Source organism: Sphingomonas sp. (assembly GCF_035490575.1).
Lineage (GTDB): Bacteria > Pseudomonadota > Alphaproteobacteria > Sphingomonadales > Sphingomonadaceae > Sphingomonas.
In genome coordinates this window covers 1-11756 of sequence record NZ_DATJLI010000086.1, presented here as the reverse complement: position 1 = coordinate 11756, position 11756 = coordinate 1, and the positions used below count along the sequence as shown (strand labels likewise).

Genomic DNA, 11756 nt, shown 5'->3' with positions numbered 1-11756 from the left:
CCCCGCCATTCATGCCAGCCATGCCGGTGTCTGGATCGCCGACTGGGCGGGGACGCGCGCCGTGGGCCGGGGAGAGGCGATTGCCTTTGCCGCCGACACCCCCGCGCTGCTGCTGAACGCGCCGCTGATCGGGCAACGGCTGGGGCATCCCGAACTGTCGGGTCTCGACCTGCTCGAACTTTATGCCTTTCTGTTTCCCGCGCGGTTCATCGTGCCGACCCCGGCGGGGATCGCGCGCGCGGTCGGCCTGCCCCCGCCCGACAGCGAAGCCGCCATCGCGCCGATGCTGATCGAGGCGACCAACCGCCTGCTGGCGACGGTCGAGGGCGACTGGCCGGAACGCGAGGGTGCCTGGCATGCGCTGCAATCGCTGGCGCGGCTGCGCTGGCCATGGGCACCGTTGTTGACCGAACGCCTGCCGCGCCCCACGACGCCCGAACGTTGGTTGTTTTCCAAACTGCCCGAATGGGAGGAGGCCGCCCCCCGCCCCGCCCCGCGCACCGTGACGCTGGACGAAGACGTGGTGCTGACCCGCCTGCACGCACTGACCGGTGCAGGGGCCGAGCAGCGAACCGGTCAGCGCCGGTTCGCCACCGCCGCCGCCCATGCCTTTGCGCCGCGTGTCGCACGCGAAGCGCCGAACATGGTGCTGGCGGAGGCAGGCACCGGCATCGGCAAGACGCTGGGTTATCTGGCGCCCGCCTCGCTCTGGGCCGAGCGTGCGGGCGGCGCGGTCTGGGTGTCGACCTTTACCAAGGCGCTGCAACGCCAATTGTCGGCGGAGGGCGCGCGCCTGATCCCCGATGCGGCGGAACGCCGCCGCCGCATCGTCACACGCAAGGGGCGAGAGAATTATGTCTGCCTGCTCAATTTGGAGGACGCGTTGCAGGGCGGGTTCGGCGGGCGCGCGGCGATCCTGGCACAACTGGTCGCGCGCTGGGCGGCCTATACCACCGATGGCGACATGGTGGGCGGTGACCTGCCCGGCTGGTTGCCGACTTTGTTCCGTCGCAACGGATCGACCGCGCTGACCGACCGGCGCGGCGAGTGCGTCTATGCCGGGTGCCCGCATTACCGCAAATGCTTCATCGAACGCGCCGCGCGCGCCAGTGCCGATGCCGATCTGGTCATTGCCAACCATGCGCTGGTGATGGTCAATGCCGCGCGCGGGCGCGAAACACAGGCGCGCCCGACGCGATATGTGTTCGACGAAGGACATCACCTGTTCGAAGCCGCCGATTCGATGTTCGGCGTCGCCCTGACCGGCACCGAGACGATCGAACTGCGCCGCTGGATCGTCGGTCCCGAAGCCGGTGGGCGCGGGCGGCGGCGGGGACTGTCGGCGCGCCTGTCCGATATCGCCAGCTATGACGAGGCGGGCGGCCGCGCCATCGGCGAGATGGTGGAGGGCGCCCGCGCGCTGCCGTCCGAAGGCTGGATCGCGCGCGTGACGCAGGGCGAGCCGTTCGGCGCGATCGAGGAACTGCTGACGGCGGTGCGCGGCCTGACCTATGCCCGCGATGAGGGCGGGGCTGAGGGCGGCTACGGGCTGGAGACCGAACTGGCCGAACCCTCGCCCGAACTGGTCGAAGCGGCGGGCGCGGCGGCGCAGGCGCTGGATGCGCTGGTGCGGCCGATGGTGGCGCTTGGCCACCGGCTGGAAGCGGTGCTGGCCGATGGGCCGGACTGGATGGACAGTCCGGCGCGCGCGCGGATCGAGGGGGCGATCGCCTCGCTCGGCTGGCGGCGCGACATGGTGGGGGCGTGGAGCGCGCTGGCGCAGCGTGTCGGCGGTCCCGCCGATCCCTATTTCGTCGACTGGCTGGCGGTCGACCGGGTCGAGGGGCGCGAATATGACATGGGGCTGCACCGCCGCTGGCTGGACCCCACCCGCCCCTTTGCCGAAACCGTGCTGAAGCCCGCGCATGGCGTTGTCGTCGCGTCCGCCACGCTGCGCGCGGGCGGCGACTGGGACGTGGCGGAGGCGCGCAGCGGCGCGCACCACCTGTCGCTGGCGCCGCAACGGTTCGAGGCGGCCAGCCCCTTCGATTATGCCGGAAACGCCCGCGTCCTGCTGGTGACGGACGTGAAGCGCGGGGATGTGGGGTCGCTGGCCAATGCCTATGCCCGGCTGATCGTGGCGTCGGGCGGCGGCGTGCTGGGGCTGTTCACCGCGATCCGACGACTGCGGGGCGTGCATGCCCGCATCGCCGACCGGCTGGCGCGCGAGGGGCTGCCGCTGATCGCGCAGCATGTCGACCCGATCGACACCGGCACTTTGGTCGATATCTTTCGCGACGATCCGCGCGCGTCATTAATCGGGACCGATGCGTTGCGCGACGGGGTCGACGTGCCCGGCCGCTCGCTCAGGCTGGTGGTGATGGAAGGGGTGCCGTGGCCCAAACCGTCGGTGCTGCACGCTGCGCGCAAACTGGCGATGGGCGGCAAGGCGTATGACGACCGGATCGTCCGCGCGCGGCTGGCGCAGGCATTCGGACGGCTGATTCGCCGCGCTGATGATCGCGGGGCGTTCGTGTTGCTGTCGGCTGCCTGTCCAACGCGCCTCCTCGACGCGTTTCCGCCCGGAACCCCCGTGCAGCGGGTGACGCTGGAGGAAGCGGCCGAAATCGTGCAAACGCTGGCAATGCCCGCCGGCTTGGGGCAGGAGGGGCGCGTCGACGCCTGACGTGACTTGCGACCGATATGACGGGGATGCGATGCCGAGCCTGACGCTGCTGCGCCACGCCAAATCGAGCTGGGACGATCCCGTCACGCGTGATTTCGACCGGCCGCTCAATCCGCGCGGACGACGCGCCGCAAGCGTGGTCGGAAGCTGGATGCGGCGCGAGGGGCTGGTCTTCGACCATGTCGCCGCCTCCCCCGCGGTGCGTGTCATCGAAACGCTGGACGGCGTTCGCGAGGGCTATGGTCGCTCGTTCGAACCGGCATGGGACCGGCGCATATATCTGGCGTCCGCCGCGACGTTGCTCGATCTGGTCCATGAACTGCCCGCCGGAACGCAACACGCGCTGATGGTCGGCCATAATCCGGGGCTGGAGGATCTGGTGCTGATGCTGGTGCCCGATCGGGCCGGCGACGCGCTGCGCGATGCAGTCGAGGTCAAATATCCGACGGCAGCCGTAGCGACGCTGCGCTGGGGGGGCGACTGGGGCGATGCAGCGACGGGCGCCGCGCGGCTGGAACGCTTTGTGCGGCCCCGCGACCTGGCCGAAGGGCTTGGTCCCGACGATTGAGGCGCGGCCCGCCAAGCCGCGCCCGAATTGCGATTATTCCTTGAGTTCGGCCGCTTCTTCCGCCGCGGAAGGGTCGACCGACGGTGCGCCGGGTGCCGGGGTTGCGCGGTCTTCCATGTCGGCGGTCGGGCTGCCCTCAGCGACATTCGCTTCCGCCTGGGTCTCACCCTCGGCCGGCGCAGCATCGGCAGCGGGCGCGGCGGGCAGCGGCAGGTTCGAACCCTGCTGGTTCAGATACGCGATGACATTGGCGCGTTCCTGATCGTTCGACAGACCCGCAAAGCTCATCTTGGTGCCGGGGGCGTATTTACGCGGGCTGGTCAGCCACTTGTTCATCGCCTCGAAGTCCCAGTTGCCCGGAACACCCTTGAGCGCATCGGAATAGGCGAAACCGGGCACGCTGCCATGCGGCTTACCCATCACGCCATACAGGTTGGGACCGATGCCGGCAGCGCCGCCCTGATTGATGGTGTGGCACGACGCGCACTTCTTGAACACTTCGGCGCCGGCAGCCGGGTCGGCAGCGGCCATCAGCGTGCCGATCGGGACTGCGGCCTCGGCCGCGCCGCCTTCTTCGACCACGCCCTCGATCGGATAACCCATCTTTTCCGGGCGTTCGCCGTGAAACGCCATGCCGCTGGCGATCGTCAACCCAAGGGCTGCGACGCAACCAGCCAGAACCCAGCCCGCGATCGTGTTCGTGCGATTGTCCATTGCGATGCCGTCAGCCCGAATAAAAATGAGAAGCGGCATCCCCTTAATCGGGCTTTGCCGACGCGGCAAGCCGCGCTTGCACCGCGACGACCGGGTGGCTAGGCGCAACGCCCCATGGAACAGTTCGCCGCACCGGCCCGCCCGCTGGTGGAAGCCATGACCAACGCCGCCGCCGCCGCGCCCGACCGCGCCGTGGCATTCCAGGGTGCGCCCGGCGCCAACAGCCATGTCGCGCTGGTTCAGGCCTTTCCCGACTCCCTGCCGCTGCCATGCTTCGATTTCGCCGACGCGATCGACGCGGTGCGCGACGGGCGCGCCGATTGCGCGATCATCCCGATCGAAAATTCGCTGCACGGGCGCGTTGCCGATATTCATTTCCTGCTGCCCGAATCAGGGCTGGTGATCGTCGGCGAACATTTCCTGGCCATCCGCCACGCCTTGCTGGGCACCGGCACACGCGACGATGTGGTGGAGGCGACCAGCCATCCGCAGGCGCTGGGGCAATGCCGTCACTGGTTGCGCGCGCACGGCATCCGCCCGGTCAGCTATCCCGACACGGCGGGCGCGGCTGCGCTGGTGGCCGAGCGGCGCGATCCGCGCGTCGCGGCCCTCGCCCCCGCCGCCGCCGCGCCGCTTTACGGGCTGAACCTGCTGGCCGACGACATTGCCGATGCCGATCACAATGTTACGCGCTTCGTCGTGCTGGCGCGGGGATCGCGTCCGCTGGTCGGCGACGGACCGTTCATGACGACTCTGATCTTTGCGGTGAAGAACGTGCCCGCCGCGCTTTACAAAGCGCTGGGCGGTTTTGCGACCAATGGCGTCAACATCACCAAGCTGGAAAGCTATCAGCATGGCGCCAGTTTTGCCGCGACCGAATTCTATGCCGACATTTCTGGCCGGCCGGGCGACGCCAATTTCGACCGCGCGATCGAGGAACTGGGCTTTCATTCGGCATGGGTCCGCCTGCTCGGCAGCTATCCCCAGGCGTTCGAGCGCGAGTGATCGAGCCATGCCCGCAACAGCGTGTGGGCAATGGCATATTCGGGCGGCGCGATGAAACGGGCATTGTCGGCGCCGGCCAGTGCAGCCTCGACCTCGCCACGCGTCGCCCAGAAACCGTCGGCCAGTTCGGTTTCGTCGATCATCAGCGCATCATCGGCGGCGGCGCCGATGCACGCGATCATCAATTGCGACGGAAAGGGCCAAGGCTGGCTGGCGACGTAGCGAACACCGGACACGCGCACGCCCGCTTCCTCCCAGACTTCCCGCGCGACGGCTTCCTCGATCGATTCGCCGGGTTCGACAAAGCCCGCCAGCGCCGAATACCGCCCCTCCGGCCAGTTCAGGCCGCGCCCCAGCAGCACGCGACCGTCATGTTCGGCCAGCATGATGACGACCGGATCGGTGCGCGGGAAATGCTGGGCGGCGCACGCATCGCATTGTCGCCCCCACCCGCCCTTGAAGGGCGCGGTCGCGCTGCCACAGGCGGCGCAGAAGCGGTGCCGCGCGTGCCAGTCGATCAGGCTGCGCGCACCCGCATACAGCGCCATTTCGGCGCGCGGCAATGTGGCGAGCAGGCTCATCAACTCGGGCGCGCGCAACGCGCCCTGCGTCGGTTCGGCAGTGACGGCCGCGAAGCGCGGCACACCATCGTCCACACCCAGCAGCACCAGTTCCTCGCCCGCCGCGACGGCGCGCCATTGCAGCCGCCCGCCGGCGATGCCCGGCTCCAGCCCCGCCATCACCAGCACCCGCGCGGCCGGATCGGCAATGGCGGCGGCGATGCGCGCGGGGTCGGCGCGCAGATGGTCCGCGCGGTCGATCCTCGCACCGGTGAAACCCGGCGGGTTCACCGCTTCAGGTCGGCATAGGCGGCCTTGATGATATCCTCGCGCAGCGGCCATTTGCCCGCCGGGAAATAATTGACCATGCCCACCGCGCGCACCCGCTTTTTCGGATCGACGAACGAGATCGTGCCCGCAGCCCCGCCCCAGCCATAGGTGCCCGCCCCCGGCCCGCCCGGCACATCCTCAAGCGTCACCGAACCACCCGCGCCATAGCCCGTATTGGGACCAGCGCTGCCGCCGGTGGCCGCGTCGACACGGGCATAGGTGACGCCCGCGGGCAGCAGGTTCGACATCGCCAGCCGCGCGGTTTCGGGCTTCAGGATGCGTCGGCCATCCAGCGCGCCTTCATTCTGGAGCATTGCCAGGAACCGGTCATAATCGCGGGCCGACATCACCAGCCCCGCGCCGCCATAGGGAAAGCTGGGGGGCTGGAGGAACACCGATGTCGCGGCGGGATCGAGCGGCACCAGATTGTCACCGACCCATGCGTAATTGTCGACCAACCGGGTTTTTTCGCTTTCGGGCACCTGCCAATAGCTCGACTTCATGCCCAGCGGGTCGAAGATGCGCGTCTGGACAAAACGCTCGAACGGAACCCCCGACGCCGCCTCAACCACCGCGCCCATCAGGTCCAGGCCGATCGAATAGCTCCATTTGGTGCCCGGATCGGCGATCAGCGGCAGCGTCGCCGTCCGTTCGGCAAATTCGCGCAGCGATTTCGGGCGCACGGCCTTGCCCTGCGCTTCGGTCTGCATGTTCAGCGCGGCGGGGATGATGCCCAGCCGCTCATATTCCTTGAGCAGCGGCCCTTTTGTGATGATGTTATAGCCCAGCCCCGCGGTATGCGTCAGCAGGTGGCGCACCGTGATCTCACGCGCGGCGGGACGCGATTCCAGGCTTTTGTCGGGATCGGTCAGCACCCGCATGTTCTTGTAGGCGGGGAAGAAATCGCTGATCGGCTGGTCGAGCGCCAGCTTCCCTTCCTCGACCAGGATCATCGCGGCGATACCCGTGATCGGCTTCGTCATCGAATAGACGCGCCACAGGCTGTCGGGCGTGACGGCCGGGGCGCCCGGCGCGGTGCCGGTGCGACCGGCGGCGAGCAGGACGGGCGCGGCATCGTCATGACCGATCGCCACGGCCAGACCCGGCGCGCGCTTTTGGGCGACATAGCGCTGCACCAGCGCCTCGACCTGCGGCAATGTCCGCGCGTCCTGTGCCTGCGTCGCGGGCTGGCGTATCGCCTGTGCCGACAGCGGGGCTGTCGCGGAAAAAGCCAGGGTCGCCGCCATCGCGGTGCCGAACGTCAGTCGCATGTCCACCACTCCCCCAATTTTCGTGCCGCCTTGGCAAAGACAGTCGGCAGTCCCGCCGAATCGAGTTCGGCGACCGGCCACCATTCACCCGGACCGGGATCGCTTTGCCCATCCCACCGTGCGCCCGCAAGCGCGCAGACCAGCGTGAAATGGCTAAAGCCATGCTCGATCGTTCCGGGCGTCACGCGCCATTCGCCGCCGCCCGGCGCATCGGCAAGGCCCGGCGGCGAATCCGCCCATTGACCGGTGGGCAGCGCCAGCATCCCGCCCAGCAATCCGCGCGCGGGTCGCCGGACCAGCCGCACCTGTCCTTCATGCCACAGCCAGAACACCGTGCCGTGGCGCACGGGCCGCGCTTTTTTGGGTGCCTTGACGGGATAACGCTCCGGCGCGCCCTCCGCACGTGCAGCGCAGTCGCCGGCCAGCGGGCACAGCAGGCATCGCGGGGCGCGGGGCACGCAGATCGTCGCGCCCAGGTCCATCATCGCCTGCGCGAAGTCGCCGGGCCGGGCATCGGGCGTGATCCGGTCGGTCGCCGCACGAATTTCGAGCTTCGCCGCTGGCAAGGGCGTGGAAATCGCGAACAGGCGCGACACCACGCGCTCGACATTGCCGTCGACCACCACCGCGCGCCGCCCGAACGCGATCGCGGCAATCGCGGCGGCGGTATAGGCGCCGATGCCGGGCATGCTCAGCAACGCCGCTTCATCGTTCGGCAGGCGTCCGCCGTGATCGGCAACCACCGCCCGCGCGCCTTTCAGCAGGTTGCGGGCGCGGGCGTAATAGCCCAGCCCCGCCCAGGCCGCCATCACATCGCCGTCATCGGCGGCGGCAAGGCTTTCGAAATCGGGCCAGCGCGCGGTCCAGCGTTCGAAATAGGGGGCGACGGTCGCCACCTGCGTCTGTTGCAGCATCACTTCGGACAGCCAGACGCGGTAGGGGTCGGCCGGCGGCGCGCCCGGCGGGGCGCGCCATGGCAGCACACGGGCATGGGCGTCATACCAGTCGAGCAGGCGGGCGGCGATTTGGGCTGGCACCTTGTTGGACACGCCCCGCCTATGGCATGGGTTCACGCGATGACGAAGCCGCGCCAGCCCCGGCCAGCCAAAGCCCCCCCCGCGCCGCCGCCGCGTTCGAACCGCGTGCGCCCGGTGGCGGAGCTGTTGCCCGACATCGGGGGCGCGGCTTTCCGCAAGTTCGGCTTCGTCCAGTCCTCGATCGTCAGCCGCTGGGGCGAGATCGTGGGCGAGCGTTATGCCCGCGTCTCCAGCCCCGAATCGATCCGTTTTCCGCACGGCCAGCGCGCCGACGGCGTCCTGACGCTGACTATCGCGGGCGCGCATGGCCCGATGATGCAGCATATCGCGCCCGAAATCGTCGAACGGGTCAATCGCTTCTTCGGCTATGCCGCCGTCGCCCGGATCGTGTTCCGGCAGGGTGAAATCCGCCGCCCGGCCCGGCCCGCCAGCCGCCCGACGACGCCGCGCGCCGTGCCCGCCGACCTGTCCGACAGCCTGCGCGCCATCGCCGACCCTGAGTTGAAGGCCGTGCTGGAGGCGCTGGCCTCCGGCCTTGGCGAACCCGTTTCCATCCCCGTTCTGGGCAAGGTCCGTTGATGCGCCTTTTCAAAATGCTGCTCGGCCTGTTGCTGGGCCTGACCGCGACGCACGCCATCGCCCAAAGCGGGCGCGACTGGCGCACCACCGTCACCCCAACGGACAGCGGCGCGTGGGTGATCGGCAATCCGGCCGCCAAGGTGAAGCTGGTCGAATATCTCAGCTACACCTGTTCCCACTGCGCCGATTTCGTCACCCAGTCGAAGCCCGTGCTGTTCGATCAATGGGTGCGTTCGGGCAGCGTCAGCGTGGAAGTGCACCACGCCATCCGCGACGGCCTCGATTTCTCGGCGGCTTTGCTCGCGCGCTGCACTGGACCGCGCAACTTCGCCGCAGTGCACACCGCCATCTTCGCCGACCAGAAGGCGTTGCTGGAAAAGGGCGTCAGCGTGGCTCCGCCCGCAAATGCCAGCCGCGAGGACGCTTTGAAGGCCGTGGCCGACGGATCGGGCCTGAGCGCGATCGTGCGCCCGCGCCTGACCAAATCGGTCGAGGCATGCCTGGCCGATGCGGGCGAGCGCGACCGGCTGGTGGCGATGACGCGCGCGGCGTTCGACAAGATCAAGGGAACGCCCGCCTTCGAACTGAATGGCGAGTTGATCCAGGGCACCGACTGGGAGGGGCTGGAACCCCGCCTGCGTGCCGCCGGCGCCCGCTGAACCGAATCCAACTGGAGTTTGCCTTTCATGCGTTCGATCCTGATCCTTGCGCCACTTGCCCTGCTCGCTGCCTGTGGCGGGGGCGAAACCGGCGGCGGCAATGGCACCGCCGCCGCGCCGGTCGCGGGCGCCACCCCGCCCGCCGGCCAGCAATGGACCCAGATGGTCAGTGAAACCGCAGAGGGCGGCTATCGCATGGGCAATCCCGACGCACCGGTGAAGCTGGTCGAATATGGATCGCGCACCTGCCCGGCATGTGGCGCCTTTGCCCGCGAAGGGTTCGAGCCGCTGACCAAACTGGTCGAAACGGGCAAGGTCAGCTTCGAATTTCGCGACTTCCTGATCCACGGCGCGCCCGACGTGGCGAGCGCGGTGTTGGGCCGTTGCGGCGGACCGGGCACCTTCTTCCCGCTGCTTGAACAAATGTATGCGAACCAGAACGCGACGCTCGACAAGCTGCAGGCGACGCCCGCCGACGTTCAGGCCCGCATCCAGAACATGGCGCCGCCGCAGCAGGTCGCTGCGTGGGGCGAGCAGGCGGGCTATCTCGATTTCGTCAAGCAGCGCGGCATCCCGGAGGACAAAGCGCGCCAGTGCCTGGCCGACATGGAACTGGTGCAGAAACTGGTCGGCGTAACCGAGAATGCGACCGAAGTGACGGGCACGCCCACGTTCATCATCAACGGCGAAAAGGTCGAGAATGCGGTGACATGGCCGCAGCTTGAAACCGCGCTGAAGAAGGCGGGCGCCTGACCGACGCGCCGGGGCGGCGGACCTTAACGCCGTCCCGGCCCGGCACGGACCGACCATGCAGATCACGCGGCTGCGCCTGACCGGCTTCAAGAGCTTCGTCGATCCCGCCGATCTGCTGATCGAACCCGGTCTGACGGGCATCGTCGGTCCCAACGGGTGCGGCAAATCCAATCTGCTTGAAGCGATGCGCTGGGCGATGGGCGAAAGCTCGGCCCGGTCGCTACGCGGGGCGGGGATGGAGGACGTCATTTTCGCGGGCACGGCGACGCGCCCGCAACGCGATTTCGCCGAAGTCGCCATCCATGCCGAAGAAGCTGGTGAAGATGGCGATGTCGAGGTCGTCCGCCGGATCGAGCGCGGCGCCGGTTCCGCCTATCGCATCAATGGCCGCGACGTGCGCGCGCGCGACGTGTCGCTGCTGTTCGCCGATGCCGCGACAGGCGCGCATTCGCCCGCCCTGGTCAGCCAGAACCGCATCGGCGCGGTCATCGCCGCCAAACCCGTCGACCGCCGCGCGATGCTGGAGGAGGCAGCGGGCATTGCCGGTCTGCATGTCCGTCGCAAGGATGCCGAGCAGAAACTGCGCGCAACGGAAGCCAATCTCCAGCGGCTGGACGAACTGATCGCCGATCAGGACGGACGCGCCGCTGCCCTGCGGCGTCAGGCGCGACAGGCGGAGCGTTACCGCACGCTCAGCGAACAGATCCGCGTGGCGGAAGGGCGGCTGATCTTCGCGCGGTGGCGCGACGCCGCCGCCGCCGCCGATGCGGCACGGCGGGAAGCGGTCGCTGCCGAAGGTCGAGTGATCGACGCCAACACCGCGCATCAGGCTGCTACCGCGCAGCAAGGCGCGGCACAGGCGGCGCTTGGCGATGCCCGCGCCGCTGCCCAGAACGCACGCGACGCCGCGACTGCCGCCCAGCACCGGCTGGATATGCTGGCGCGCGAGCGCCATGGCGTAGAGCGGCGAATTGCCGAACTCGCCAACGCCGAAACCCGGTTGGGGGACGACCGGGCGCGCGAAGGCAGCTTGGCCAGCGACGCGGCCGACGCCATCGCGCGGCTGGGGGCTGAGGTGAAGGCGCTCGATACCCGAATTGCCGATGCGACCGCACGGCTGCCCGATCTCGACGCCGTGCTGGCTGAAGCCGAGCGGCAGGCGCGCGATGCCGAAGTCGCGCTGGCACAGGCATTGGCCGCCGAAGCGGCTGAAGCGGCCGAAGTGCGCGTGGCCGATGCCGCCCGCGCGGCCGCACGGCAACGGCTGGACCGGGCGGCGCGCGACACGGCGCGCGTGGCGGCGGAAATCGCCGCGCTGGCCGATGCCGATCCGCTGCGGGCCGAACGCGAACGCGCGATCGAGGCACGCGCCCAGGCCGCCCGGCACACCGAAGCCGCACGCGCGACACTGGCCGCCGCCGATGCGGGCGAACGCGCCGCCATCGACCAGCGCCAGCGCGCGCAGTCAACGCGCGCCACGGCCCATGCCGAACTCGCCGCGCTCGACAGCGAAGCCGCCGCCCTGACCCGCGCCACGCGCAGCGCCGGGCGCTCCCGCCTGCTCGATGCGGTGCGACCAGAGGCGGGACACGAA

The 11756-nt window shown here is 69.3% G+C and carries 11 protein-coding genes; 7 read left to right on the top strand and 4 right to left on the bottom strand.

Translation table 11 applies throughout. The features are described 5' to 3' along the window. Together VL973_RS06625 and VL973_RS06620 are read left to right on the top strand one after the other, a co-directional pair. Positions 1-2686: ATP-dependent DNA helicase (locus tag VL973_RS06625; RefSeq protein WP_325283240.1), on the top strand; the 2686-nt coding region annotated here is incomplete at its 5' end. 31 nt (positions 2687-2717) lie between these two features. After that, positions 2718-3254 carry a SixA phosphatase family protein gene (locus tag VL973_RS06620; RefSeq protein WP_325283239.1) on the top strand — a complete coding sequence of 179 codons (537 nt, stop codon included), beginning with the start codon at positions 2718-2720 and terminating at the stop codon, positions 3252-3254. Positions 3255-3287: 33 nt separating this feature from the next. Here VL973_RS06620 and VL973_RS06615 read toward each other — a convergent pair whose 3' ends face one another. Then, the gene (locus tag VL973_RS06615; RefSeq protein ID WP_325283238.1) at positions 3288-3968 is read right to left on the bottom strand and encodes a c-type cytochrome; all 681 of its coding nucleotides are present in this window, start codon (positions 3966-3968) and stop codon (positions 3288-3290) included. A 114-nt stretch (positions 3969-4082) separates the two neighbouring features. On the opposite strand from VL973_RS06615, the gene VL973_RS06610 reads away from it, so the two are divergent. Continuing rightward, positions 4083-4973, top strand: a complete 891-nt coding sequence (locus VL973_RS06610; protein ID WP_325283237.1) for a prephenate dehydratase — start codon at positions 4083-4085, stop codon at positions 4971-4973. Here VL973_RS06610 and nudC read toward each other — a convergent pair. Genes nudC through mutY form a run of 3 tightly spaced genes read right to left on the bottom strand, consistent with a single transcriptional unit; the run spans position 4946 to position 8183 of the window. Next, positions 4946-5875, bottom strand: a complete 930-nt coding sequence (gene nudC, locus VL973_RS06605) for an NAD(+) diphosphatase (protein ID WP_414712202.1) — start codon at positions 5873-5875, stop codon at positions 4946-4948. The genes VL973_RS06610 and nudC overlap by 28 nt on opposite strands. Beyond that, a complete protein-coding gene (locus VL973_RS06600; protein ID WP_325283235.1) occupies positions 5821-7134 on the bottom strand; it encodes a serine hydrolase domain-containing protein in 1314 nt (437 codons plus the stop codon). The genes nudC and VL973_RS06600 overlap by 55 nt, the downstream gene beginning before the upstream one ends. Then, positions 7125-8183 (bottom strand): A/G-specific adenine glycosylase, encoded by a 1059-nt coding sequence (gene mutY / locus VL973_RS06595; protein WP_325283234.1) that lies wholly within the window; start codon positions 8181-8183, stop codon positions 7125-7127. Before mutY ends, VL973_RS06600 begins: the two co-directional genes overlap by 10 nt. A 27-nt stretch (positions 8184-8210) precedes the next feature. Between mutY and VL973_RS06590 the strand changes: the two genes are divergently transcribed. From VL973_RS06590 to VL973_RS06575, 4 genes are all read left to right on the top strand, one after another. Next, positions 8211-8750, top strand: coding sequence for a DUF721 domain-containing protein (locus tag VL973_RS06590; protein ID WP_325283233.1), 540 nt, complete (start codon positions 8211-8213; stop codon positions 8748-8750). Continuing rightward, the gene (locus VL973_RS06585) at positions 8750-9409 is read left to right on the top strand and encodes a DsbA family protein (RefSeq protein ID WP_325283232.1); all 660 of its coding nucleotides are present in this window, start codon (positions 8750-8752) and stop codon (positions 9407-9409) included. The genes VL973_RS06590 and VL973_RS06585 overlap by 1 nt, the downstream gene beginning before the upstream one ends. 27 nt (positions 9410-9436) lie before the next feature. After that, entirely contained in the window at positions 9437-10162 is a 726-nt protein-coding gene (locus tag VL973_RS06580; RefSeq protein ID WP_325283231.1) for a DsbA family protein, read from the top strand. 55 nt (positions 10163-10217) lie between these two features. After that, on the top strand, positions 10218-11756 hold a 1539-nt coding region (locus VL973_RS06575), incomplete at its 3' end, for an AAA family ATPase (protein WP_325283230.1).

What these genes read in the sequence shown, in the direction of transcription:
- VL973_RS06580 (WP_325283231.1), top strand. Translation starts at nt 9,437, where the DNA reads ATGCGTTCGATCCTGATCCTTGCGCCACTTGCCCTGCTCGCTGCCTGT.
- VL973_RS06585 (WP_325283232.1), top strand. Translation starts at nt 8,750, where the DNA reads ATGCGCCTTTTCAAAATGCTGCTCGGCCTGTTGCTGGGCCTGACCGCG.
- VL973_RS06600 (WP_325283235.1), bottom strand. Translation starts at nt 7,134, where the DNA reads ATGCGACTGACGTTCGGCACCGCGATGGCGGCGACCCTGGCTTTTTCC.
- nudC (WP_414712202.1), bottom strand. Translation starts at nt 5,875, where the DNA reads ATGGCCGCTGCGCGAGGATATCATCAAGGCCGCCTATGCCGACCTGAA.
- VL973_RS06590 (WP_325283233.1), top strand. Translation starts at nt 8,211, where the DNA reads ATGACGAAGCCGCGCCAGCCCCGGCCAGCCAAAGCCCCCCCCGCGCCG.
- VL973_RS06610 (WP_325283237.1), top strand. Translation starts at nt 4,083, where the DNA reads ATGGAACAGTTCGCCGCACCGGCCCGCCCGCTGGTGGAAGCCATGACC.
- VL973_RS06620 (WP_325283239.1), top strand. Translation starts at nt 2,718, where the DNA reads ATGCCGAGCCTGACGCTGCTGCGCCACGCCAAATCGAGCTGGGACGAT.
- VL973_RS06615 (WP_325283238.1), bottom strand. Translation starts at nt 3,968, where the DNA reads ATGGACAATCGCACGAACACGATCGCGGGCTGGGTTCTGGCTGGTTGC.